This window comes from Pantoea sp. EA-12, assembly GCF_030053355.1.
In the GTDB taxonomy this organism is placed as follows: Bacteria; Pseudomonadota; Gammaproteobacteria; order Enterobacterales; family Enterobacteriaceae; genus Pantoea; species Pantoea vagans_C.
This window is the reverse complement of sequence record NZ_JASGBY010000007.1, coordinates 213690-238719: the sequence shown is the minus strand read 5'-3', so window position 1 is coordinate 238719 and position 25030 is coordinate 213690. Positions and strand designations below refer to the sequence as shown.

The 25030-nt window shown below is 53.5% G+C and carries 28 protein-coding genes; 14 read left to right on the top strand and 14 right to left on the bottom strand.

The features are described 5' to 3' along the window. Positions 1-23: 23 nt before the first annotated feature. Positions 24-713 (bottom strand): CTP synthase C-terminal region-related (seleno)protein, encoded by a 690-nt coding sequence (locus QMZ30_RS13275; RefSeq protein ID WP_283227726.1) that lies wholly within the window; start codon positions 711-713, stop codon positions 24-26. Positions 714-1365: 652 nt separating this feature from the next. On the opposite strand from QMZ30_RS13275, the gene dtpA reads away from it, so the two are divergent. From dtpA to gstA, 3 genes are all read left to right on the top strand, one after another. Further along, positions 1366-2874, top strand: a complete 1509-nt coding sequence (dtpA, locus tag QMZ30_RS13270; protein WP_283227725.1) for a dipeptide/tripeptide permease DtpA — start codon at positions 1366-1368, stop codon at positions 2872-2874. Positions 2875-3030: 156 nt separating this feature from the next. Next, positions 3031-3939, top strand: coding sequence for a LysR family transcriptional regulator (locus tag QMZ30_RS13265; protein WP_283227724.1), 909 nt, complete (start codon positions 3031-3033; stop codon positions 3937-3939). Positions 3940-4012: 73 nt separating this feature from the next. Next, positions 4013-4618, top strand: a complete 606-nt coding sequence (gstA, locus tag QMZ30_RS13260) for a glutathione transferase GstA (protein ID WP_201023820.1) — start codon at positions 4013-4015, stop codon at positions 4616-4618. 124 nt (positions 4619-4742) lie between these two features. On the opposite strand, the gene pdxY is transcribed toward gstA, so the two are convergent. The 5 genes from pdxY to anmK form a co-directional block, all read right to left on the bottom strand. Next, positions 4743-5603 (bottom strand): pyridoxal kinase PdxY, encoded by an 861-nt coding sequence (gene pdxY, locus QMZ30_RS13255; RefSeq protein WP_283227723.1) that lies wholly within the window; start codon positions 5601-5603, stop codon positions 4743-4745. Between the two features lie 54 nt (positions 5604-5657). Further along, positions 5658-6932: a tyrosine--tRNA ligase gene (gene tyrS, locus QMZ30_RS13250; RefSeq protein ID WP_039334182.1), complete on the bottom strand. Its 1275-nt coding sequence runs from the start codon at positions 6930-6932 to the stop codon at positions 5658-5660. A gap of 139 nt (positions 6933-7071) precedes the next feature. Next, positions 7072-7728 (bottom strand): pyridoxamine 5'-phosphate oxidase, encoded by a 657-nt coding sequence (gene pdxH, locus QMZ30_RS13245; RefSeq protein WP_283227722.1) that lies wholly within the window; start codon positions 7726-7728, stop codon positions 7072-7074. Positions 7729-7742: 14 nt separating this feature from the next. Further along, positions 7743-8072 (bottom strand): MliC family protein, encoded by a 330-nt coding sequence (locus QMZ30_RS13240; protein WP_039334186.1) that lies wholly within the window; start codon positions 8070-8072, stop codon positions 7743-7745. 10 nt (positions 8073-8082) lie between these two features. Further along, the gene (gene anmK / locus QMZ30_RS13235) at positions 8083-9204 is read right to left on the bottom strand and encodes an anhydro-N-acetylmuramic acid kinase (protein ID WP_283227721.1); all 1122 of its coding nucleotides are present in this window, start codon (positions 9202-9204) and stop codon (positions 8083-8085) included. Between the two features lie 285 nt (positions 9205-9489). On the opposite strand from anmK, the gene slyB reads away from it, so the two are divergent. After that, positions 9490-9957, top strand: a complete 468-nt coding sequence (slyB, locus tag QMZ30_RS13230) for an outer membrane lipoprotein SlyB (protein ID WP_283227720.1) — start codon at positions 9490-9492, stop codon at positions 9955-9957. Positions 9958-9998: 41 nt separating this feature from the next. Here slyB and slyA read toward each other — a convergent pair whose 3' ends face one another. Then, positions 9999-10436, bottom strand: coding sequence for a transcriptional regulator SlyA (gene slyA, locus QMZ30_RS13225; RefSeq protein ID WP_039334192.1), 438 nt, complete (start codon positions 10434-10436; stop codon positions 9999-10001). Between the two features lie 152 nt (positions 10437-10588). Between slyA and QMZ30_RS13220 the strand changes: the two genes are divergently transcribed. From QMZ30_RS13220 to QMZ30_RS13210, 3 genes are read left to right on the top strand one after another with little or no spacing between them, the layout of a single operon-like run. Next, positions 10589-10825: a DUF1656 domain-containing protein gene (locus tag QMZ30_RS13220; protein ID WP_039334194.1), complete on the top strand. Its 237-nt coding sequence runs from the start codon at positions 10589-10591 to the stop codon at positions 10823-10825. A gap of 6 nt (positions 10826-10831) precedes the next feature. Further along, entirely contained in the window at positions 10832-11689 is an 858-nt protein-coding gene (locus QMZ30_RS13215) for an efflux RND transporter periplasmic adaptor subunit (protein WP_283227719.1), read from the top strand. A gap of 7 nt (positions 11690-11696) precedes the next feature. Then, a complete protein-coding gene (locus QMZ30_RS13210; protein ID WP_283227718.1) occupies positions 11697-13697 on the top strand; it encodes an FUSC family protein in 2001 nt (666 codons plus the stop codon). Here the strand turns inward: QMZ30_RS13210 and QMZ30_RS13205 are convergent, their stop codons facing one another. The 4 genes from QMZ30_RS13205 to QMZ30_RS13190 form a co-directional block, all read right to left on the bottom strand. Then, positions 13698-14165, bottom strand: coding sequence for a hypothetical protein (locus tag QMZ30_RS13205; RefSeq protein WP_283227717.1), 468 nt, complete (start codon positions 14163-14165; stop codon positions 13698-13700). A 131-nt stretch (positions 14166-14296) separates the two neighbouring features. Next, complete coding sequence (gene sodC / locus QMZ30_RS13200; protein ID WP_283227716.1) at positions 14297-14815, bottom strand: superoxide dismutase [Cu-Zn] SodC; 519 nt, start codon at positions 14813-14815, stop codon at positions 14297-14299. Between the two features lie 81 nt (positions 14816-14896). Then, the gene (locus QMZ30_RS13195; protein WP_283227715.1) at positions 14897-15793 is read right to left on the bottom strand and encodes an aldo/keto reductase; all 897 of its coding nucleotides are present in this window, start codon (positions 15791-15793) and stop codon (positions 14897-14899) included. Between the two features lie 72 nt (positions 15794-15865). Beyond that, on the bottom strand, positions 15866-16105 hold the full coding sequence (locus QMZ30_RS13190; RefSeq protein WP_039335816.1) for a DUF1289 domain-containing protein: 240 nt from the start codon (positions 16103-16105) through the stop codon (positions 15866-15868). A gap of 228 nt (positions 16106-16333) precedes the next feature. Here QMZ30_RS13190 and eptA point away from each other — a divergent pair, with 228 nt between their 5' ends. The 5 genes from eptA (at position 16334) to rnt (ending at position 21049) form a co-directional block, all read left to right on the top strand. Further along, positions 16334-17971: a phosphoethanolamine transferase EptA gene (gene eptA, locus QMZ30_RS13185; RefSeq protein ID WP_283227714.1), complete on the top strand. Its 1638-nt coding sequence runs from the start codon at positions 16334-16336 to the stop codon at positions 17969-17971. A 39-nt stretch (positions 17972-18010) separates the two neighbouring features. Continuing rightward, positions 18011-18607 (top strand): TetR/AcrR family transcriptional regulator, encoded by a 597-nt coding sequence (locus QMZ30_RS13180; RefSeq protein ID WP_283227713.1) that lies wholly within the window; start codon positions 18011-18013, stop codon positions 18605-18607. Between the two features lie 50 nt (positions 18608-18657). Next, on the top strand, positions 18658-19755 hold the full coding sequence (locus QMZ30_RS13175) for an alkene reductase (RefSeq protein ID WP_039335810.1): 1098 nt from the start codon (positions 18658-18660) through the stop codon (positions 19753-19755). Positions 19756-19864: 109 nt separating this feature from the next. Beyond that, positions 19865-20272 carry a lactoylglutathione lyase gene (gene gloA / locus QMZ30_RS13170; protein ID WP_034821634.1) on the top strand — a complete coding sequence of 136 codons (408 nt, stop codon included), beginning with the start codon at positions 19865-19867 and terminating at the stop codon, positions 20270-20272. Between the two features lie 108 nt (positions 20273-20380). Continuing rightward, positions 20381-21049, top strand: a complete 669-nt coding sequence (gene rnt / locus QMZ30_RS13165) for a ribonuclease T (protein ID WP_283227712.1) — start codon at positions 20381-20383, stop codon at positions 21047-21049. Between the two features lie 42 nt (positions 21050-21091). Here rnt and QMZ30_RS13160 read toward each other — a convergent pair whose 3' ends face one another. Beyond that, positions 21092-21427, bottom strand: a complete 336-nt coding sequence (locus tag QMZ30_RS13160; protein ID WP_197063369.1) for a Grx4 family monothiol glutaredoxin — start codon at positions 21425-21427, stop codon at positions 21092-21094. A gap of 365 nt (positions 21428-21792) precedes the next feature. Between QMZ30_RS13160 and QMZ30_RS13155 the strand changes: the two genes are divergently transcribed. Continuing rightward, positions 21793-22581: a C40 family peptidase gene (locus tag QMZ30_RS13155; protein ID WP_039335803.1), complete on the top strand. Its 789-nt coding sequence runs from the start codon at positions 21793-21795 to the stop codon at positions 22579-22581. A gap of 64 nt (positions 22582-22645) precedes the next feature. Here the strand turns inward: QMZ30_RS13155 and cydH are convergent, their stop codons facing one another. Then, entirely contained in the window at positions 22646-22735 is a 90-nt protein-coding gene (gene cydH / locus QMZ30_RS13150; RefSeq protein ID WP_097119278.1) for a cytochrome bd-I oxidase subunit CydH, read from the bottom strand. A gap of 274 nt (positions 22736-23009) precedes the next feature. Between cydH and purR the strand changes: the two genes are divergently transcribed. Then, positions 23010-24035, top strand: coding sequence for an HTH-type transcriptional repressor PurR (gene purR, locus QMZ30_RS13145; RefSeq protein WP_283227711.1), 1026 nt, complete (start codon positions 23010-23012; stop codon positions 24033-24035). Here the strand turns inward: purR and punR are convergent. Continuing rightward, on the bottom strand, positions 24032-24943 hold the full coding sequence (gene punR / locus QMZ30_RS13140) for a DNA-binding transcriptional activator PunR (RefSeq protein WP_283227710.1): 912 nt from the start codon (positions 24941-24943) through the stop codon (positions 24032-24034). The genes purR and punR overlap by 4 nt on opposite strands. Between the last annotated feature and the right edge of the window lie 87 nt (positions 24944-25030).

Here is a 25030-nt window from a genome sequence, read left to right as displayed (position 1 = left end):
GGCCTAAAGGCCTTCCCCTAAACTTATTGCGCAGCGGCTTGCAGCCATGCCACAACCAGCGGTGACAGACGGTTTTGTAGCGCCGCACGTTCTGACTGGAACAGCGTTGCGACAAAGAACGGATGGTCGGTCAACTCTATACCGCGCACGTCACCGTCCAAATCCCACGAGATGATCTTCAGGGTTTTGCTGGCCAGCGCCGCGCTGAATTCCGGATTCACGCCAAAATTGCAGTGATAGCCTTCATCACTCTCTAATGCACCGTAGGCTTGCGCGATACGCGATCCCGGTTCGAAGGTCACCGTCCCGCGCTGTTCCACTAGCGAACAGGCCAGCGGCGCGATCACCCAGCGCCCCTCTTTGTCGGTTTCCGCGTGGGACGCATCTTCCCAACCCAACACATGGCGCGAGTACTCCACTATCGCATACTGAAAACCCCCGCAGGATCCGAGGAAGGGTTTGTGGTTTTCGCGTGCCCAGCGGATCGTGGCGAACACTCCTTCATCATTGAGATAGGGGCTGCCTGGTACCACCCAAATGGCATCGTAATCGGCCAAATTGCGTTGCTCAATTTCAGGGGTGGCGATCCAATCGGCGGTGACGTTAAGTGAAAGTGATTTTGCAGCGAGTTGAACAGCAGGAGGAATGGCTTGGTGTGCAACGGCATTGGCACGGTAATCGCCGATCAGGGCGACACGAACGGACTGCGTCATGATGACTTCCTTTCAGGGAAAAAACGAGGTTACAGCAAAGTTGAGTCGCTGTCTAAAAGGAGTTCGGCGCGATTAATCAGGTTTTCGCATTCGCGCATTTAACTGCAAGCCTACATTTTATGCGGTTAAACCACCCTGTTAACGGTGATTTACTCGTCAGATGTCATCTACGCAAACGTTTACTTCTTTTACTGGTTTAATTAATTCGCAATTATGTGCGCAGGATCAACAAATTAGACTATTGGAAACTTCTGGCTGCGCTTTACGCTCACTAATCAACCTATTGTGCTCATTTTTTAATCTTGAGTGGATATAATGACGGTATAAATAATCATCTATAGGGTTATGTTCTGCATAATGCCAATAAGGCGGTTTATTTCAGGAAAATGATCCTTCAGATCTCCAGCCGACAGATTTATTCTGATATAATGTCTATCAGCAATATTTAACACTGATTTACAACTTCTTATAACGGCATTAACCCTACCTGTTACAAGTATTTCAGCGTGCAGAAAATGCTTGCCCTGATGGCCTGATTCAGCCAAATTAGGCGCCGTTTTTCCTTTCTAATAACAATGTTGCGCGGGATGACTCAGCCCGACGCAGACTTAATTCCTGTCGTAAAACAGGCTATGTATAAACTGAGGTACACGTGTCAACTGCAAACAAACACACTGACGAGGCGGTAAGCCTCAACGCCTTCAAGCAACCGAAAGCGTTTTATCTGATCTTCTCCATCGAACTGTGGGAGCGTTTTGGCTACTACGGTCTGCAAGCCATCATGGCGGTTTACCTGGTGAAACAACTGGGGATGACCGAAGCAGACTCCATCACCCTGTTCACCTCTTTCAGCGCCTTGGTTTACGGTATGGTCGCCATCGGCGGCTGGTTGGGCGACAAAGTGCTGGGTACCAAACGCGTGATCGTTCTCGGCGTCATCGTACTGGCATTAGGCTATTCGCTGATTGCCTTCTCCGGCCACGATACCGCCATGGTGTACGCGGGTATGGCGACCATCGCCGTCGGTAGCGGCCTGTTTAAAGCGAACCCATCGTCTTTACTCTCAACGTGCTATGAGAAAGATGACCCGCGTATCGACGGTGCTTTCACCATGTTCTACATGTCGATCAATATCGGTTCGCTGTTCTCCATGATGCTGACTCCGTGGCTGGCTGCCCATTACGGCTGGGGCGCGGCCTTCTCGCTGTCGGTTGTTGGGCTGGTGATTACGCTGCTGAACTTCCTGTTCTGCCAGCGTCTGGTGAAAAACTACGGTTCTAAACCAGACTTCGCCCCGCTGAATGTCAGCAAGCTGCTGATGACGCTGGTTGCCGTGGTGGTCCTGATTGCCATCGCCGCCTGGCTGTTGCATCACCAGAGCATCGCGCGTATGGCGCTGGGCGTGATTGCCATCGGTATCGTGCTGGTGTTTGCCAAGGAAGCCTTTGCACTGAGAGGCGCCGCACGTCGTAAAATGATCGTCGCCTTCCTGTTGATGCTGGAAGCGATTGTCTTCTTCGTGTTGTACATGCAGATGCCAACCTCGCTGAACTTCTTTGCCATCCGCAACGTTGAGCATGCGATTCTGGGTATCACCTTTGAGCCAGAGCAGTTCCAGGCGCTGAACCCGTTCTGGATCATGCTGGCGAGCCCGATTCTGGCTGCGGTTTATAACAAGCTGGGCGACAAACTGCCGATGCCGCACAAATTCGCGATTGGTATGGTGTTGTGTTCTGCCGCCTTCCTGGTGTTGCCGTTTGGCGCCAAATTCGCTAACGATGCCGGTATCGTTTCGGTTAACTGGTTAATCATCAGCTATGCCCTGCAGAGTATTGGCGAGTTGATGATTTCGGGTCTGGGTCTGGCGATGGTTGCACAGCTGGTACCACAGCGTCTGATGGGCTTCATCATGGGTTCATGGTTCCTGACCACCGCTGGCGCAGCAATGATTGCCGGTAAAGTGGCCAACCTGATGGCGGTACCAAATGATGTGACCGACCCACATGCCTCGCTGGCTGTGTATAGCCACGTGTTCCAGCAGATTGGTATCGCGACAGGCGCTATCGCCATCCTGATGCTGATCACTGCGCCGCTGCTGAATCGCATGACGCAAAATGACGCCACTCAACCGGAACTGAAAAGCGCTAAAGCTAATCAGTAATCAGGTTTGAGACCAGAAAGCCGGGCAAATGCCCGGCTTTTTCTCATCCCCCACCTTTTCTTCCCGCTTCTTTAACGTTTCCTGCTACCAAAGCTTCGCTTTTCATCTCATTGCCCGCATGATGACAGGCTTCCTGTTAACCGAGCTGACACCATCATGGATAGATTTGAAGAGCTACAGATTTTTGTCGCGGTGATTCAGCAAGGTAGCCTGGCAGGCGCTGCACGCCTTCTTCAGCGCTCCCCTCCGGTGATCACGCGCACCTTGAATGCCCTGGAATCACGCTTCAGTACCACACTGATTGAGCGCACCACCCGTCAGTTGGCACCCACAGAAGCCGGCTGGCAGCTGTTTGAGCAGGCGCAGCAGTTGCTGAGTGATTATCAGAATGCGCTGGATAGCGCGCACCACAGCGGCTTACAGGGGCTATTACGCATCACCGCGCCCGTTCCTTTTGGTCGCCTCCACGTGATGCCACTGGTGAATGCGTTTCTGCAACAGCATCCAGAGATGCAAATCGAAGTGGTGCTCAGCGACAGCTATCAGGATCTGATTGAAAACGGGCTGGATATCGCCCTGCGCATAGGTGAGCTGCAGGACTCCTCAATGGTGGCGCGCCAGGTGGGGAGCGTCAGATCTACGTTAGTCGCCAGCCCCGACTATCTGCAGCGGGCCGGCGTGCCCACTCATCCAGCCGATCTCCAGCAACATGCGCTGATCACCAGCCTGCGCCACACGCGAGAGTGGCGCTTCGCCCACGATCTCCGGGTGAGAATTTTCCCCCGTTTACGTGTTAATGATATTGCCAGCCAGCTGGAAACGCTGCGCGGCGGCCAGGGCATCGGACGTTTGCTCTCCTATCAGGTACTGGATGACGTGCGTGACGGAAAGCTGGTCCGTTTATTACCAGAGTGGGAACCCGCGCCTTTTCCAGTCCAACTGGTGACGCAGCGCGTGAAGAATATGACACCTAAGGTCCGTCAATTTTGGGATTTTGCCCTTGAGCAGTTGCCTTCGCTTCCCTGCTTCACGGCAGAAAAGCGCAACCCAGACGGTAATTCCTGATCGCTGTCACTGGTAAAATTTTTTTGCAGATTTATGCTGTTTCGATCACTACAACACTCCAGGAGAAGCCATGATGAAACTCTATTGCAAGCCCGGTGCCTGTTCGCTGTCACCGCACATCGTTGCGCGTGAATGCGGGCTGGACTTTACGCAGGTGAATGTCGATCTGCAGAAGAAAGTCACCGAGTTGGGAGAAGATTACTGGCAGATTAACCCGAAAGGACAGGTTCCCGCGCTGCAGTTTGATGATGGTAGTTTGCTGACCGAAGGCGTGGCGATTGTGCAGTATCTGGCGGATCTCAAACCGGATCGTAATCTGCTGGCACCCACCGGTAGCCTGACACGCTATCACACGCTGGAATGGCTGAGTTTTGTCAGCAGTGAGCTGCACAAAACTTTCTCTCCACTGTTCCGTCCGGACACGCCAGAAGAGTACAAAGCGATTGTACGTGCGCAGCTTGAGAAGAAATATCAGGCGGTGAATGCAGCGCTGGAAGATAAGCAGTGGCTGATGGGCCTGCGTTATACCGTTGCCGATGTGTATCTGTTCGTGGTGACACGCTGGGCAAAAGCCATCAAGCTGGATCTGAGCGGGCTGGATGCGCTGGAAGCGTGGTTCAACCGGGTCGCTGAACGTCCTGCGGTTCAGGCAGCGTTGAAAGCGGAAGGGCTGGTTTAAGCGCTCGCGTTTTGGTCGCCATCAATGGCGGCCCTACAATCAGTTCACATTGTCGTTGTAGGGTGCGCATTCATTGCGCACCGATATAAGCGCTCAAGTGGCTGTTATCAGCCCAAGGCCGCCCTTACAGCTTCTCTGCCGCGAAATGCTGGGTTGGCTGGGCAATCGCATCCTGTGCTGCCACCAACTGCAATTCGTACTCACCCATCTCGTGGGTTTTCAGCATCACTTCATACACTGCCGCCGTTACGTGTTCCAGCGCATCCTGCAGTGATTTACCGTGCAGCAAGTCGACCAACAGCAGACCACTGGTGAGATCGCCCACACCAACCGGTTGCCGCACACCAAAATCCACCAGCGGACGACTGATATGCCAGCACTCGTCAGCCGTCACCAGCAGCATTTCAAAACGGTCGCTGCGACGTCCGGCGCGTGCCAGATGCTTCACCAGCACCACTTTCGGGCCTTGCGCGACCAATGCGCGAGCCGCCACCACCGCTTGTTCAACGTTGGCGATTTCATGGCCGCTGAGCATTTCAAGTTCCAGCAGGTTTGGTGCGATGATATCGCTGGCGGGCATCGCCATCTTACAGTGAAACTCCGCAACGCCCGGCGCTACGATACAGCCTTTCTCAGGATGCCCCATCACTGGATCGCAGAAGAACCAGGCATTCGGGTTGGCCGCTTTTACCTGGCGCACGATCTCTAAAATTTGCTCGCCCTGCTCAGCAGAACCTAAATAACCACTCAGCACCGCATCACAGGTCTTCAGGCGATCGATCGCTGCAATACCTTTGACGATATCCGTCAGATGGGTAGCGGGCATCACGGTGCCGGTCCAGTGACCGTATTGCGTGTGATTCGAGAACTGAACCGTGTTCAACGGCCAAACGTTTGCGCCCATACGACGCATTGGGAATTCGGCGGCGCTGTTACCAGCGTGGCCGTAAACCACATGAGACTGGATTGCGAGGATGTTTTTCATTATTGCCCTGTACTGCCTTGCCATAAAAAAGGGCCGGAAACCGGCCCTCGAACCTTACTGCCAGTTTATCAGGCAGTAGTGTTTTTTACCGCGACGCAACAGCGTAAAGCGACCAAACAGTTTGTCACTCTCGCTGAAACGATACTCGGCATCAGATTGTTTTTCACCGTTCAGAGACACCGCGTTAGAGCCGATCATGGTGCGCGCCTGACCACGTGAAGGCACCAGTTCAGCGGCCACCAGCGCCTGCTGCAGATCGTCATCGGCGGTCAGATTGATCACCGGCATACCGTCCTGCGCTAACTGCTCGAAGTCCGCTTCGGTCATCTCACTCAGGCTGCCAGAGAACAGGCTTTCAGTAATGCGTTTCGCTGCTGTCAGACCCGCTTCGCCATGCACCAGACGCGTCACCTGCTCTGCCAGTACATACTGGGCGCGTGGCGCTTTACCGCTGTTTTTATCTTCTTCTTCCAGCGCATTGATCTCTTCAATACTCATGAAGGTGAAGAATTTCAGGAAGCGATAGACGTCAGAGTCTGCGGTATTAATCCAGAACTGGTAGAACTTGTACGGGCTGGTTTTCTTGGCATCGAGCCAGACCGCGCCACCTTCGGTTTTACCGAACTTGGTGCCGTCTGATTTGGTGATCAGAGGAACTGTCAGGCCCCAGGCTTGTTGTTGATGCAGACGACGCGTTAAGTCGATCCCCGAAGTGATGTTGCCCCACTGATCGGAACCGCCAATCTGCAGCACCACGTCATAACGCTTGTTCAGTTCTGCAAAATCGTAACCCTGCAGCAGGTTGTAAGAGAACTCAGTGTATGAGATCCCCTGATCTTCACGGTTCAGACGCTGTTTTACCGCTTCGCGGTTAATCATCTGGTTAACAGAGAAGTGTTTGCCGATGTCGCGCAGGAAGGTCAGCACATTCATGCCGCCGAACCAGTCGTAGTTATTGGCTGCAATTGCGCTGTTATCACCGCAATCGAAGTTAAGGAAAGGCGCCACCTGGTGACGAATTTTCTCAACCCATTCGCCCACGGTATCGGTGGTGTTGAGTTTACGTTCTGCTGCTTTAAAGCTGGGATCGCCAATCAGACCAGTGGCACCACCCACCAGCGCGACCGGCTTGTGTCCGGCGTCCTGAAAACGTTTCAGGCAGAGCAGCGGCACCAGATGGCCCAAATGCAAGCTATCAGCGGTCGGATCGAAGCCGCAATAGAGTGCAATTGGCCCTTGCGCCAGTCGCTCTGCTAACGCTTCCTCGTCCGTTACCTGGGCGACTAAGCCCCTTTCTTGCAATTGTTGTATCAGGTTACTGCTGGTCATCACTGACTCCAAATTGATCAGACTGCACCTAGGCTGGTACACAGCTTTCCGCTGAGATGCGGATACGAAAAAAAAGAGGCGTATAGCATAAAGCGCTGACGCCAACTGCGCCAGCGTTGATAGGGGGTAAAACGCAGTTTTAAGGCGCTAAACGGTCAATCGTCCAGCCGTTGCCTTCACGTTGGTAGAGGAAGCGATCGTGCAGACGGTGTTCTCCCCCCTGCCAGAACTCCATGGTGTGGAATTTGACACGGTATCCGCCCCAGAAACTGGGCAATGGCACCTCACCTTGCTGGAACTTCTGCTTCAATTCGAGGAACTTGCCCTCCAGCACACCGCGCGCGGAGATACGGCTCGACTGCTTTGAAACCCAGGCGCCAATCTGGCTGTCACGCGGGCGACTGCTGAAGTATTTCAGCACTTCCAACGGCGTCAGTTTCTCCACTTCTCCCAGCACCATCACCTGGCGCTCAAGGTAGTGCCATGGGAAGTGCAACGAGATGCGTGGGTTATCCGCCAGTTGCATCGCTTTACGGCTGCCAAGATTGGTGTAAAACACCATTCCCCGATCGTCATAGTGCTTGAGCAGCACAATGCGCTGATAGGGTTGCCCATTGCTGTCCACCGTGGCCACCGTCATGGCCGTGGGATCGGGCAACTGCGCATCACACGCCTGCTTTAACCACTGTTCAAACAGTGCCAGAGGCGTGTCTGGCAGATCATTACGTCGCAGCCCGCCGCGGGTGTACTCACGACGCAGATGGGCAATATTTTGCAAGCTGTCACTGTCGCTCATGCTGGTTCTCTTGGTTACTGGGCGGACGCATCCGCATGTTGCAATTCACAGTCATTAATCACGATTTTGTCATTACGCTCAACAAAAGCGCCGTTGCCTTTTGACCAGAAGACATAGGTCCCGTCACTGTATCGCGCCCCTGACGCTGACACGGTTTGCGTTAACGTCAGCGGCTTGCCATCCAGAATAAAGCTAACCTGCTGCTTTGGATTGTCCAGCGTGACCGTCAGGGGCAAAGTGCCGCACTGATAACGTAACGTCTGAGGTGCCTGTTCCTGTTTGTGCAGCATACCGCAGCCACTCAACATCACCAGACTTCCCACTAAAATAACGATTTTTTTCATCTTTCACTCCTTAACGTGTTGGTCGGGTATTGGCAGGATAGATCGCGCCCAACACACTCATTTCCCGCGCGCCCGTCACCGCCGGCAAATTGCCCGGCAGGCCCGATAATGTGCGATAGGCCAGCCAGGCAAACGCCAGCGCTTCCATATCATCACCGCGTATGCCCGCTGCATCAGTAGGACCGACTTCCGTACCGGGCAGGTGCGCAGCCAGACGCGCCATCAGCAGTGGGTTGCGGCCGCCACCCCCGCACACCAGCAATCGATCGCAGCCATCATTCAATTGCACCTGCTGCGCGATAGTGAGCGCGGTCAGTTCACTGAGCGTGGCTTGCACATCCTGGGGTGCCAGCGCAGGGAAGCGCTGCAGTTGCCGTTCGACCCAACCGAGGTTGAAGTATTCGCGACCGGTGCTTTTTGGCGGCGGCAGGGCAAACCAGGGATCATTTAACATCTCTTCCAACAGTGCGGGCACCACCTGTCCGCTGCGCGCCCAATCCGCATCTTTATCGTAGGCTAACCCTTTGTGGCGCCAAATCCAGGCATCAATCAGCATATTACCTGGCCCGGTATCAAATCCGCGCACCGGCTGACCAGGAATCAGTAAGGATAAATTGGCGATGCCCCCAATATTCAATATCATACGCCGCTCAACGCTATCCATTAACAGTGCCTGATGGAAAGCGGGCACCAAGGGTGCGCCCTGCCCACCTAACGCCATATCACGGCGGCGGAAATCACCAATCACCGTGACGCCTGTTGCAGCGGCTATCTGATTGCTATCGCCGATTTGCAGCGTATTGGGTGCGTCACTTTGCGGTTCGTGCCACACAGTTTGGCCGTGGCAACCAATCGCCATAATGTCACTGGCTTCCAGCGACTCTTGCTGCATTAGGGTCAATACCGCTTCAGCAAACAGCTTGCCAAGGCGAGTATCGAGTTGCCCTAGCTGGGACAGGGTGAGTGACTGGCCTTGGCAAATCGCCAACACCTGCTGGCGGATCTCTTGCGGCATCGGGTGGCAATAGCTGGCCTGTTGCGCGACCATGTGCTGATCAATGGCCGCCAGCACCACATCCACGCCATCGAGGCTGGTGCCGGACATCACGCCGATATAGCGTCCTGATTTCATAGCGGTTCCTTACCCACACGCGAGTCTGTGATTCATCTTTGTTTAGCCTGGCAAAATAACGCGGCTAATTCTATGATAAAATTCCGCTTTTCAACTTCGCGACACACTCCTGTTCAGCGCTAAAATATTTTCAGCACGAAATTGAATTTTTGTTGAGGGGCAATGGTCTATCCTCTGCTTCAGCCGCGTAATATTTGGACATAGAGTCAATTGCCAGCTTTCTGTCTTATACTCTTGCAGTAGAGGACGAGAACATGGCGTTTTTTTGCATTAAGGAGCTTTCTGATGATTAAGCGTTTTGTAGCCGTGGCACTCACCGGCCTGACGCTGGCAGGTTGTGTCAGCAACGATACCCTTTCCGGTGATGTGTATAGCGCCAGCGAAGCCAAACAAGTACAAAGTGTTTCTTACGGCACCCTGGTGTCGGTTCGCCCGGTGAAAATCCAGGGTGGCGACGAGAATAACGTGATTGGTGCGATCGGCGGGGCCGTGCTGGGTGGTTTCCTTGGTAATACCATTGGCGGCGGCAGCGGTCGTAGCCTGGCAACCGCCGGTGGCGCGGTACTCGGCGGCGTAGCAGGTCAAGGCGTTCAGGGTGCGGTGAACAAATCTGATGGCGTTGAGCTGGAAATCCGAAAAGATGATGGCAACACCATCATGGTGGTGCAGAAGCAGGCCGCAAGCCGCTATTCTGTGGGCCAGCGTGTCGTGATGGCTTCCAATGGCAGCCAGGTGACCGTTTCACCACGCTAAGCGAACAGATAAAAAAAACCGACGCCAGCGCGTCGGTTTTTTTATTTCTCGCGGTTTTGTAACTCGAGAATATTTTTTTCCAGTCGAGCAATCAGCGTTACCATCTGATTGATCTCCTCCAGGCTGATGCCGGAGAGGATGTCATCCCGCGTAGCATCAATCACGCTCTCGACCTGTTCGATAATCGGTTCAGCCTGCTTGGTCAGCTTAATGCGCTTGGCACGACGATCGTTGGCGCAAGTTGCACGGGTGATTAACCCTTTATCTTCGAGCTGATCCAGCGTGCGCACCAATGAAGGCTGCTCAATGCCGATGGCCTTCGCCAGTTGGATCTGTGACTGCTCTGGCGGGAGTTGATGAATATTGTGTAACGTCACCCAATGCGTTTGTGTTAACTCAAGCGGCTTCAAACGCTGGTCGATCAAGGCACGCCAAATGCGTACCAGGCGAGACAGGTCTGTTCCGAGGGGCGTATCCATTTCATCTCCTTATAATTAGCTTGCTAGCTATCAAGCCAGATTTTACACTATTCTGCGAGTTTACAGGACAAATTACAAATCTCAGGCCAGACGGCACGCTCTCTTCTACGCTTCTTTGAGAGACAACCTGGGACAAAGAAGGATGATGACACGTGTCCATAACCGCACTTTCCGCCACCGCTCCGCTTACCGACCTGGTTTTCGGTGCTTCGCTGTTCTTTCCGCCGCTGTTCAAAGCTGTGCTGTTGGGTTTCTTCTTCTGGTTACTGATTCACCCATTGCTACGCGGCTGGATTTACTCTGGCGACATCTGGCATCCCACCTTGATGGATCTTTCCCTGTTCGTTTTGTGCGTCACTGGCGCACTGTGGATACTGAGCCTCGGATAAATCACCATGAAATTCAACCCTTTTAAATACTTTTCCACCCTGGTGGTGTTTGCCCTGGCCCTGATTGCCGGTTGGTGGATGTGGAATTACTACATGCAATCCCCCTGGACGCGTGATGGCAAAGTGCGCGCGGAACTGGTGGATATCACCCCGGAAGTGTCTGGCCGCATCATTGAACTCGCCGTCCGCGATAACCAGTTTGTGCACAAAGGTGACACCCTACTGAAGATCGATCCCGTGCCATGGCAAATTGCGCTGGATAATGCCGACGCGCAGTTGGCCAAGGCACAATCTGACCTGGCCAAAGCTCAGCATGAGGCCAATCGTCGAGCCAGCCTGCCGCGTAACGTCATCTCCGCAGAGGATATGGATGCCGCGCGACTGACGGCCAACGCCGCGGCAGCCACCACCAAAGCGGCCCAGGCCAGCCTCGATCAGGCACGTTGGAATCTGCAGCAAACCACCATCACTGCACCCACCGACGGTTGGATCAGTAATCTCACACTACGCCCAGGCAATTACGCCACGGCAGGCACACCGCTGTTCGCGATGGTTGATAGCCACTCTTATTACGTGATGGGTTATTTCGAAGAGACCAAATTGCGCCATATCGAACCGGGTGCGCAAGCGGATATCGTGCTGTACAGCAATGGCACAAGGTTGCAGGGAAAAGTGGAAAGTATTGGCCGGGCTATTTACGATCAAAGCGTCTCGACCGATAGCGGACTGGTCCCCGATATCAAACCCAACGTGCCTTGGGTACGTCTGGCACAGCGCGTACCGGTGCGAATTCGCTTAGACGCCATTCCCGATGACGTGCCGCTGGTGGCTGGCACCACTTGCACCATTTCGATTGCGCACTGAGGTCAGGATGAATTTGCAGTGGCTGGCCTGGCAAAACCTGCCGTGGATTAAGGCAACCGGCGGCGAATGGCGCTATGCCTTGCGCAATGCCATCGCCATGTGTCTGGCGCTGACCATCGCCTATGCCCTTCAGCTCGACGAGCCCTACTGGGCCATGACCTCTGCTGCGGTGGTAAGCTTTCCCACGGTGGGTGGCGCCATCAGCAAAAGTTTAGGACGCATCGTCGGCAGTCTGCTCGGTGCCACGGCTGCTCTGCTGATTGCGGGCCATACCCTGAACGAACCCTGGCTGTTTGCCTTCTTTATGGCCGGTTGGCTGGCTTTCTGTACCTGGATTGCCAACCACTACCAAAATAATGTCGCCTACGCTTTTTCTCTGGCCGGTTATACCGCTGCCATTATTGCCTTCAGCAGCGTGAATATCACGGACGTTACTCAACTATGGGATATCACCCAAGCGCGGGTGTGCGAGGTGATTTCAGGCATTCTTTGCGCCGGGCTGATGATGATGATTTTGCCCAGCACCTCCGATGGCAACACCTTAATGACCTCGCTACGTCAGATGCATGCGCGTCTGCTCGACCACGCGGTGCTGCTGTTACAAGAGAGCAGTACTGACAATGTGCGCACCGCGCATGAAAATGTCATTAGCCAGATTCTAACCATGAACCTGCTGCGTATTCAGGCGTTCTGGAGCCACTACCGCTATCGACGCCAAAACAATGTGCTCAACTATGTCCTGCATCAGCAGTTGCGCCTCACCAGTGTGCTCTCCAGCCTGCGCCGCATGCTGCTTAACTGGCCGGATGCTCCACCGGAACTGTATCACGCCATTCAGCAGTTGTTGCATGAACTGGCACTGCCCCAGTGCGACAAGTATCGCCTGGCGCTGATTTTGCGCAGCATTACCCCTGAAGCGACGGGCGATTTTCGTCAGCGTGCGTTTGTACAGCGCCTGCGCTATTTCTGCTGGGTCTATCTTAACGTCAATCGCTGGATTCGCCTGATTGAACGCGCCGATGCCGATACCCGTTTTCAACCGCCTTATGCCCCCTCGCTAGCCCGCGAGAGTGACAGTGCTGAAGCCGGCTGGAGCGCGTTGCGCACCTTCAGCGTGATCATGCTCGGCTGCGCCTTCTGGATTGGCACCCAGTGGGATGCCGGTGCCGCGGCATTAACGCTCACCGCCATTGCCTGCGTGCTCTACTCCTCTGCGCCCTCACCCAGCGGCAGCGTGTCGTTGTTACTCAAAACCTTGTTATGGCTGTCGCTGTTTAGTTTTTTGCTGCAGTTTGGTCTGATGGTGCAAATCAGCGCTTTGTGGCAATTCCTGCTGGTGCTGTTTCCCCTGCTGATCACCTTGCAACTTTTCAAACTGCAGCAGAAAAAACGCGCCGGAATGTGGGGCCAGTTTATTGTCTTCATGGGGTCTTTTATTGCGGTAACGAACCCGCCGGACTGGGATTACCAGAGTTTCCTCAACGATAACCTGGCAAAAGTGTGCGGCGTCATGCTGGCGTGGATGGCCTTCCAGGTGTTGCGCCCCAGTTCGGATGCTCGTCGCAGCCGTCGCCATATCCGCGCGTTACGTCATGCCTTTCTCGACCAACTGCGTCGACATCCGCGATTGAGTGAAAGTCATTTTGAATCGCAGATTTATCATCACATCAGCCAGTTGAGCAATAGCCGGGATGAGCAGGCACGTGTCTGGCTGCTGCGCTGGGGCGTGGTGTTGCTCAACTGTTCCCATATCGTCTGGCAACTGCGTGAATGGCAGCCTGCCTCCGCCACGTTGGCTCAGGTGCGAGACAGCAGCTTGCAAGATCTGCAGAGGATTATGAGCCTGCGCGGAGTGCGTCACACCTCCTTGCAGGCCACACTGGATGAGCTGGAAGCCATGATTTCACAACTGCAAACACAGCCAGACAGTGAAGCCAACACGCTCGCCGGGATTTTATGGCGCTTGCGCTGCTCTCTGGCGCAGTTAAGCCAGGCGGTGCCGGATTGATTACTGGCAGTATTGCGTCATCTGACGATCAAAATCGTCCTGCAGCTGCTGCAAGGTTTTGTGCCCCTCAAAACGGGTTTTGTCCTGATCGGTCATCGGTTCAATCACCAGCGCTTTTTCATCTGATGAGTAGATAAAGCGGCGATTAAGGGTGGTGCCGGTGAAGCTTTTGCCTTGTATACCGCCACAGACGGTAGTCAGGGCACGGTGGAAGGTTTCAGTGTGGGTGAAATTGGTTTCAGTGGCGCTGCGCAACACATTCTGGCAGCCTTTGGCCTCCAACTGCTCTAAGGTACGCGGCGTTAACCACTCTCGTCCACGGGCGATGCTCTCACAACTGCCACGCAATGGATTGGTATCAATGGTACGCTGTAACTGCCGACTGGCGTCCAACCTTAGCTGTGTCTCATTAGGTTGGTCACACCCTGTCAGCAAAAAACATAACAGCAAAATCCCACGCGTTTTCATTCCAGCCCCTGAGCGGTTTTATTCCTGAATCAACATCATAGGATGGATAGGGCGTAGAGTGTAGCGGGAAAGTGGTGCAGAATTTTTCGTAGCGCAGAGAGAAAGGCGACAGGTTATCTGCCGCCTGACGATTAAATCACACCACAGGCAAAACGCGCACCGCCGCCACCTAATGGTTGCGGATGATCGGCATGGTTATCGCCCCCTACATGCACCATCAACGCTTTGCCTTTAATTTCACTAAGCGTTTTAATGCGCGGGGCGACTACTGGATAATCTGCTTTACCATCATCAGTGACGTAAATAGCAGGAAGATCACCTAAATGCCCGTCAGCATAAGGCCCCAGATGTTTCCCGCTATTCTGCGGATCAAAATGCCCACCAGCGGCTCCCGCAGCAACGGCTTTTCCTTCTATCGTTGCCGGTTCACAACTGCCTTTGGCATGGACATGGAAACCATGAATACCCGGTTTGAGTCCGGTTAACGCGGGCGCGAACTGCAGGCCATACGGAGTTTCACTGATCGTCACCTTGCCAATTGCCGCGCCAATACCTTGCGCGGTCACTTCATGCAGCGTGACCTCTTCAGAAGCGGCCTGTGCTGCTGTGGCACAGGCCAGTGCCACAGCGGCAATGAGGATTTTCTTCATAACGTCTCCTTACGGTTAAGATGCCCATTAATCCTAAACTGGAATGCGCCGGGCTGCCGTAATTTGACTTAGTTTTACGTTTCAGGGCACATCATAACCGATAGCCGCTTTGCGTATGCGGAACCACTGCTGACGATCCAACGTCAGATTACAGGCACCCACCGCGTCTGCCACGCGCGAGGTTTTACCCGAACCGATAATCGGCAATGGCCGGCTAGGGAGCTTCATTACCCACGCATACACCACTTGCTCAATGCTGCTGGCGCCCGTTTCGCGCTTCACTTGCTCGAGTTCATCGCGCAGCGGTTGATAAACAGGGTCATTAAACAGACGCCCCCCGCCGAGGCATGACCACGCCATCGGGCGCATGCGCTGTTGCTGACACTGGTCAAGCGTGCCATCAAGAATACTGGATTGTTCCAGCGGCGAGATCTCAAGCTGATTGGTCACCAGGCTAAACGGCAGGCGCGATTGCAACAGCGTGAACTGCGAAGCGGTGAAATTAGACACACCAAAATGACGCACTTTGCCGCTCTGATGCAGATCCATAAAGGCTTCAGCAATTTCATCCGCGTCCATCAACGGATCCGGACGATGAATCAGCAGCAGGTCCAGATAATCGGTGTTGAAATGCTGCAGCGAGTTTTCAGCGCTGTGCAGAATATGGCTGGCTTCAGTGATGTAGTGGCCAATTTTGTGCTCTGGTTTTGCGCGAGTGGCAATACCGCACTTGGTCACGATCTGCAGTTTTTCACGCAGTCCCGGCGCCAGACGCAGTGCGGCACCAAATGCCGCCTCACAGCCGTAATCACCATAAATATCGGCGTGGTCGACGGTGGTGATCCCCAATGACAGGTGATGCTCAATAAAGCCTACCACCTGTTGCGGTGTCATCCCCCACTCCAACAGGCGCCAGTAGCCAACAATCAGCGGCGAAAACAGGGGGCCCTGTGGGGCGATAGTTTGCTGTTGTAACATCGATACACTCCCTTAGATACGAATCCGGATCGTCAGCTCGGGAGTATAACGGAAAGGCCAATCGTCGTTTTCTTAAAACAGCGACGGTTGTTCCGGATCATGATTTTCATCCACTTTTTGCTGGCGATGCAGACGTAACCAGCGCTGGCGGCATAAACGCAACACATCACGTTTCTCAGCATCAGTGAATTTCATCCAGTTAAAACGCTCTTCACGGCTACGCAGGCAGCCACGGCAATATCCCCGCGCATCGCTTTGGCAAATTCCGCGGCAGGGGCTGGGAACCGGGAAGAACTCTAATTGTTCGGCCACATCCACTCCAGTGTTAACCACACACGCCTTATTGATAACAGCTTAGTCATATTGTGCAAAGTGCAAACGCCATTTGTCGACATTTCAATCGAAACCTCTGGCGGTAATGGATATTTACCAATGATCGCTGCAGGTAAACCTTTAGAACATTAGTGTTTAAGGAACGTTAAGGTTTTCCTCATATTGAATTCATACGATTGTCACATTCCATTTTGCTGTTGAGTTTTCATGAAATTCCCGATCAAGCCACAGTGCCATGCCAGCCGCTTTAATCTGATTGCCGCCCTGTTCTTTACCTTAGTGCTCAACGCCCTGTTTCTGCTGCGGGCCTGGGAGATCATCCCTTATGATCGCCTGCATGATTATCTGTTCGCGGCCAGCATTCCTGTGGTGCTGGCATCGGCTTTTTATCTGATTTTCTCGCTGCTGGCGTGGCCCTATGTTCGCAAGCCATTGCTGATCGTTTTAGTGCTGGTCAGTGCGGCGGCCAATTACTTCATGCACAGCTTCGGCACGGTAATCGACACCAACATGATTGAAAACGTGTTTGAGTCTGATGCACAAGAAGCCGGGGCACTGATCAGCAGCAGTTATGTGGTGTGGATGGTGCTGATGGGCCTCGTGCCCGTCGCGGTAATCTGTCTGGTGCGGATTAAAACGGGACAACGCTGGTGGTGGAGCCTGTTGCAACGTCTTGCCGGTGCACTGGGAGCCATCTTGCTTATCCTGTTGATGGCGGTGCTGTTCTATAAAGATTACGCCTCGCTGATCCGCAACAATAAAGGGCTGGTGAAAATGATCACCCCGGCCAACATTGTCAGCGGCACCGGTCACTACGTCGACCAGCGCTATCTGCAAGGTAGCCAGGCATTGGTGAAATTGGGTCTGGATGCGAAGAAAGGCCCGCTGATCGCACAAGCCCAGAAGAAAACGCTGGTAGTGTTGGTGGTGGGTGAAACCGGCCGTGCTGAGAATTTCTCACTGGGCGGCTATGCACGCGAAACCAATCCGGAGCTGAAAAAACAGCAGGTTATCTATTATCCTAATGCCAGTTCCTGCGGTACCGAAACGGCGATTTCAGTGCCTTGCATGTTCTCAAATATGCCGCGCGAACATTACGATGCCAATTTAGCGCATCATCAGGAAGGCGTGCTGGATATCCTGGCACACGCGGGTGTCAGCGTGCTGTGGCGTGAAAACGATGGTGGCTGTAAAGGTGCCTGCGACCGCGTCCCGCACACCGATATGACACAGTGGAAATTGCCGCAATATTGTCACGACGGTTTCTGCCTGGATGATGTGCTGCTGCACCGTTTCGATAATTACGTAGACAGCCTGCATAACGACGGCATCATTGTGTTGCATCAGATGGGCAGCCATGGTCCGGCCTATTTCCAGCGCTATCCAGCGGCATTCCGTCGCTTTACACCCACCTGCGACAGTAATCAGATTCAGGATTGCGATCATCAGGCGCTGGTTAACACCTATGACAATTCGCTGCTGTACACCGACGATATGGTGAGTCGCACGATTGATAAACTCAAAGCCTTAAGCGACCGCTTTAATGTGGCGTTAGTGTATCTCTCCGATCACGGTGAATCCCTTGGTGAACACGGCATGTATCTGCACGGTGCACCTTATCTGTTTGCTCCTTCACAGCAAACGCACATCCCCTTACTGATGTGGATGTCACCGGGTTATGCCGCGACCTACCACATTGATGAGTCTTGTTTACGTCAGCAGGCTGCGAGCGAAAAAGTGTCGCAAGATAATCTTTTCCATACGGTTTTAGGCATGTTCAACGTCCAGACAAGCGAGTATCAACCGCAGTTGGATATGATCAGATCGTGCCAACATGTTGGATAAGGTTTGCATTAGACCGACCGGTCTAATAACCTGCTGCCCATGAACAAGACTGTGCAACGCAACGAAACCCGTGAACATCTGCTCGCTACTGGCGAGCAGGTTTGCCTGCAACGCGGTTTTACCGGAATGGGCCTGAGCGAGATGCTGGCGCTGGCGGAAGTGCCGAAAGGATCGTTTTATCACTACTTTCGCTCAAAAGAAGCTTTCGGTGTCGCGCTGCTGGAGCGCTATTTCGTTAACTATCTGCAGCAGGTTGAGCAGCAACTGAATCAGCCCGGTATCCCCGCGCGTGAACGACTGCTCAATCACTTCCGCTATGGTGAAACCTTGTTTACCGAACAGGGCCATATCGTCGGCTGCCTTGGCGTGAAGTTATCAGCAGAAGTGTGTGACCTGTCCGAGCCGATGCGTGATGCGCTGCAACATGGCGCAACCGCGATGATCGCCGCCTATGCGCGCTGTCTGACCGAAGTCGCAGCTGAACAGGCTCTACCTTTCGGGCAAACGCCCCAGCAACTGGCGCAACGTTGCTATTTGCTGTGGCTCGGTGCCAGTCTACAGAGCAAAATTTCCCGTGAGCCAGGCCCGATTAGCCTGGCACTCGAAACCATCGAACAGTGGCTAACTGGCTACTGATTTTTAAAAACCGCAGTTTCTAGACGACCGGTCTACTTACAGGAGTCATCATGGCGAGTAAACAGCTGTTCTCCCCGCTTAAAGTGGGTGCGATTACCGTACCTAACCGCGTATTTATGGCCCCGCTGACGCGTCTGCGCAGCATTGAGCCGGGCGATATTCCGACCCCGCTGATGGCTGAGTACTACCAGCAGCGTGCCAGCGCCGGTTTGATCATCACCGAAGCCACGCAGATTTCTTTCCAGGCGAAAGGCTACGCAGGCGCGCCAGGTCTGCATACGCAACAACAAATTGCCGCGTGGAAAGTGGTCAACGAGAGCATTCATGCTGCCCATGGTCACAGTGCCGTACAGTTGTGGCATACCGGCCGTATTTCGCATAATAGCGTTCAACCAGAAGGCAAAGCGCCGGTTGCCCCTTCCGCACTGGCAGCCGGTACCCGCACCTCTCTGCGCGCTGCAGATGGTAGCGTCTATCGTGAAGATACTTCCCTGCCGCGTGAACTGAGCGTGGCGGAAATTCAGCAGATCGTAAAAGACTTTGGCCAGGCCGCATCCAACGCGCGTGAAGCCGACTTCGATTTGCTGGAGCTGCACTCTGCGCACGGTTATTTGATGCACCAGTTCCTGGCGCCGGGTTCTAACCAGCGCACCGATGAATATGGCGGTTCCATCGAGAAGCGTGGCCGTTTCGCCTTAGAAGTGGTCGATGCGGCAATTGCCAACTGGTCTGCCGATCGTATCGGTATTCGCGTATCACCGATTGGCGCGTTCCAGAATCTGGAAAACGGCCCGGATGAAGAAGAAGCGGCGCTGTGGTATATCGCGGAACTGGGTAAACGTGGCCTCGCGTATTTGCACCTTTCTGAGCCAGACTGGGCCGGTGGTCAGCCCTACAGCGACGCCTTCCGTGAGAAAGTGCGCGCGATCTTCCCTGGCGTGATCATTGGTGCCGGTGCGTATACCGTTGAGAAAGCGGATGACCTGATTGCTCGCGGCCTGATCGATGCCGTGGCCTTTGGTCGCGATTTTATCGCTAACCCTGATTTGGTGGCTCGCCTGCAACAAGACGCCCCGCTGAATCCGCAGCGTCCGGAAAGTTTCTACGGTGGCGGCGCAGAAGGCTACACTGATTATCCAACCCTGTAAGAATCAAGCTGCCGCACCGGATGTGCGGCAGTGCTGTTTCTTCAGGGCGTTAACTGGCTATACATGATAGTCTTTGTCATTCCCTGATGACTTTTAAAAAGAGGATGTTATGCGTTTACTTCACACCATGTTACGTGTTGGCGATCTGCAACGCTCAATCGATTTCTACACCCGCGTGCTGGGCATGCGCGTGCTGCGCCAGAGCGAAAACACCGAATACAAATACACCCTGGCATTTGTTGGCTACACCGAAGAGAGCGAAGGCGCGGTGATTGAGCTGACGTACAACTGGGGCGTGGATAAATACGACCTGGGCAATGCCTATGGTCATATTGCTCTGGGCGTAGATAACGTGGCGGAAACCTGCGAGCGCATTCGCAGCGTGGGCGGTAACGTCACCCGTGAAGCGGGCCCGGTCAAAGGTGGCACCACCATTATTGCGTTTGTGGAAGATCCCGATGGCTACAAAATCGAGCTGATCGAAAACAAACATGCCGGTCACGGCCTCGGTCATTAGTCCCGTTTGTCAGCCTGCTAATTTGCGGGCTGACCTCCCTCTCCTGCTGCACCCCGCTGTATTTTTTGCCATAATGCGCGCTGCCCCATTTCCAGCTATGAGATCCTGATGTCTGATTCGAACGCCTTAAACGCTCTCCATCAACGTTTCCGTGGTTTTTATCCTGTGGTGATTGATGTCGAAACCGCGGGTTTCAACGCACAAACCGATGCGCTGCTTGAGATTGCAGCCACCACGCTCAAGATGGATGAAGATGGCTGGTTACACCGTGATGAAACCCTGCATTTTCACGTGGAGCCGTTCGAAGGCGCGATTCTTAACCCGGCGGCACTGGCCTTTACCGGCATTGACCCGACCAACCCATTACGCGGTGCGGTGAGCGAATATGAAGCGCTGCATGCGATATTCAAAATGGTGCGTAAAGGCACCAAAGATCACGGCTGTAATCGCGCCATTATCGTGGCGCACAACGCCACTTTCGATCTCAACTTTGTGATGGCCGCTGCCGAGCGCGCCAGCCTGAAGCGCAATCCCTTCCATCCGTTTGCCACCTTTGATACGGCAGCGTTGAGTGGTTTGGTGTTGGGTCAGACCGTTCTGGCTAAAGCCTGTAAGGCTGCGGGGATGGATTTCGACAGCACGCAGGCTCACTCCGCACTGTACGATACCGAGCAAACGGCAACGCTGTTTTGTGAATTGGTGAATCGCTGGAAACGTTTGGGCGGCTGGCCGCTGGCGTTTAATGATGAGCAGGCAGAAGACGACGCGTCGGCCTGATCAGCAACCAAAGAAAAGGCCGACATTTGTCGGCCTTTTCACTTATTCCGCTTCTTTATACTTCTCAGCGGTTTCTTTCAGCAGCGGCTGGAGTTCGCCACGCTGGAACATCTCGACGATGATGTCGCAACCGCCGACCAGCTCACCATCCACCCACAACTGCGGGAAGGTTGGCCAGTTAGCGATTTTTGGCAATTCGGCACGGATATCCGGGTTCTGCAGAATATCGACGTAGGCGAAGCGCTCACCACAGGCCGAGAGTGCCTGCACAGCTTGCGCAGAGAAACCGCAGCTAGGCAGTTTCGGGGAACCTTTCATGTACAGCAGGATTGGGTTTTCTGCGATCTGGCGCTGAATTTTTTCAACAGTACTCATTATTGCCTTCCTTAAAGCATCACTTCGTGTTTGTTTATTGTAGCGACTTCAGGCCTGCACTGAAAACGGGATTTTGCGTTCGCGACCTGCGAATCGCCATGTTTGTTAAGTTCCGCCAACTTCAATAACATTTTCATATCATTAAAAGGCATGAACAAATTAATAATTAGCAATAGTTTCGCTGCGTTAACCAGCTGAAATTGCTCATTAAGACAACAGAATAAGCCGTGTAACAGATTAATAGAAAAAGGCCTTACCTTTTGGAAAAAAAGTGGATTAGAATCACTTCGGCGCTGATCGTTGATCAGATTTCTCTTACGTAGCCGCGGCCTGTTTTTTTATCAGACTGCTTAACCTGTAACCGGACTATGCGTTTACTGATTACGCTTATCATACTGGCTTTCGCCCAACTGTTCGTTAATGTGGCCTCTGCTTCACCGCATGCGCCCGTCAACGCCAGTTTGCATAATGCTGAGAAAAAAAGCGCGCGTGAAGATGAGCGCCGCAAGCGACGTCCGGTGAAAACTACGGCTAAAAAGTCTCGCCTGTCTACTACGGTGCAAAAACTCAAACTGAAGAAGCAAAGCAAGACAGAAACCGCGCTGCACAAAACCACCCGCAAGAAATCCCTGCTGAAATCTCCAGCAAAGAAATATGGTCATCAACGCTTAGCCAAAAAAACGCGTGAAGTTGATGATGAAGCGCTGGAGCTGACCGGCATTCGCATGAGCAAATCACACCGCCAGCGTTATCAAAAGGCGCGTGAAACAGCGATGACCAAGTTGATGGGCCAGTTGGGCAAACCTTATCAGTGGGGGGGCACCTCGCCGAATACAGGTTTCGACTGCAGTGGTCTGGTATGGTACGCCTACAAAGATTTAGTGAAATACAAATTCCCGCGCACTGCAAATGAGATGTATCACTTGCATGATGCGGCACCGATTAAGCGTCAGATGCTCGAAAAAGGCGATTTAGTCTTCTTCCGTATTAACAATCGTGGCACTGCCGACCACGTAGGTGTCTACCTTGGTAACGGTAAATTTATTCAGTCACCGCGGACCGGTAAAGACATTCAGATTAGTGCGTTGGGCGAAGATTACTGGGAGAAGCATTATGTCGGCGCACGCCGCATGATGACGCCGAAAACCATTCGTTAGTCGTTGCGCAACGCACAAAAAAGCCGGATGCTTTCACAGCACCGGCTTTTTTATACCCTTTTATTTAATGCAGGATGGCCGTAAAGCTAAACGCAATAATCATTAACAGTGCGCCAACCGTGGTCATCAGGGCCAGCTTCAGATCTGTACTCATCACTACTCCTTAGTCACACTTTTATTAGGGTTAAAACAATTTTCGCACAGCGTCAGGCAAAAATCTCGTCTTATCCGCGCCAGCTTGCTAGAATCGCCGCCTTTCGTTGCGCAACCCATTTTGCGCATGCTGTATTTACAGCCTGCTGAAGCGATTTTTCCTGCCTGAACAGGCAGCATTGACCCAAATTTTCGGGTGCAAAACCCTTCGCAGACGCAAACGTTTAACAATATACTTATCAGTACTTTGCGATAAGCCGGGGAGGTCCATTTTCATGGCCACAATTAAAGATGTAGCAAAACGCGCGGGTGTCTCCACCACCACGGTTTCGCATGTCATCAACAAAACGCGTTTTGTCGCAGAAGAGACGCGTAACGCCGTTTGGGAAGCAATTAAAGAGTTGCACTATTCCCCCAGCGCCGTTGCGCGCAGTTTGAAAGTCAATCACACCAAAACATTGGGTTTGCTGGCCACCTCAAGTGAAGCCCCCTACTTTGCTGAGATCATTGAAGCGGTTGAGAATCACTGCTTCGAGCGCGGCTACACATTAATTCTTGGCAATGCGCACAACGACCTGCAAAAGCAACGTGCCTATCTCTCGATGATGGCGCAGAAGCGCGTCGATGGTCTGTTGGTAATGTGCTCCGAATACCCAGATGACCTGCTGCAAATGCTGGAAGAGAATCGCAATATCCCGATGGTGGTGATGGATTGGGGCGCTTCACGCGGTGACTTTACCGACACCGTGCAGGACAATGCTTTCCACGGCGGTTATTTGGCTGGGCGCTATTTGATCGAACGTGGTCACCGCGATATTGGCGCGATCCCGGGACAGCTTGAACGCAACACGGGCGGTGGACGCCACGCTGGCTTCCTGCAGGCAATGAATGAAGCCGGGGTCATGGTGCGGCCAGAGTGGATTGTGCAGGGTGATTTTGAACCCGATTCAGGCTATCAGGCGATGCAGCAAATCCTGAACCAGAAACAGCGTCCAACTGCCGTATTCTGTGGTGGCGATATCATGGCAATGGGTGCGATTTGCGCAGCAGATGAGATGGGCTTGCGCGTCCCGCAAGATATATCCGTGATCGGTTACGATAACGTGCGCAACGCACGCTTTTTCACGCCTGCTCTCACCACCGTGCATCAGCCGAAGGCTGAGTTGGGTGAGAAAGCGCTCGAAATGTTGCTGGATCGCATCACCAGTAAGCGTGAAGAGCCACAAACGATTGAGGTTCAACCGACCTTAATTGAGCGCCGCTCCGTTGCCGATGGTCCATTCCGCGACTATCGCCGCTAACCTCGCGTTTCGCTGAGCCATTCGTGGTTCAGCGTCTCTGCATCACCCAGATAAGCCAGAAGCCAATCCAGCGCGGGTGATGCTCGCTGCTCTGACCAACTGACACAGCATGGGCTGTCAGGAAACGGCTGCGGCAGTGGCAATTCCACCAGCGTGCCTTGATCCAACAGTGGTCGCGCTAAATGCCCTGGCACCATGCCGACACACAATCCCGCCTGCAAACAATCCATGCCGGTTTCCCACTCTGGCACCACCAAACGCCGCTGATTGTCCAAAGTCCAGGTCATACGTCTGGGTAATGCACGAGACGTGTCTTCCAGCACTAGCGATGGCCAGGCACGCAACACTTCATCATTTAATTCTGTATGGTTGACCAACGGATGATCGGGACTGACAACGCAACGCCAGTTTAATGCGCCCATATCCTGGAAGGCGAACCGCCCGCCAACCGGAATCGCCTGCGTTGCGCCAATCGCCACATCGACACGTCCATCGGCCAGCGCATCCCAGACACCGTTGAACACTTCGTAGCTGATAATCAGCTCCATATCCGGGAAATGGCGGTAAAAATCTTTCACCAGCTGTCGGGTGCGCTGGGGTTTGACGATGCAGTCCACCGCGATGCTCAACTGTCCGCGCCAGCCGTTCGCCAACTGTTGGCACTGCCTACGCGTCGCAAGCATTTTTTTGATAACAGATCGTCCTTCCCGGACAAAATGCTCACCGGCTGGTGTCAAGACGACTTCACGATGCTGACGCTCAAACAACGGTACCGCTAACCAGGTTTCCAGCTGCCTGACGGTATAGCTTACGGCAGAGGGCACACGATGCAACTCTTGTGCTGCCGCGCTGAAACTGCCGCTGCGCGCCACCGCATCTACCACTTCCAGCGCATATTCAGACCACATGCATTTGCCTTCAAAATTTTTAACAGCAAGATGCAAATATTAGCGTTTCACAAACCACAACGCACTCTTTTACACTCCCCGGCGTTC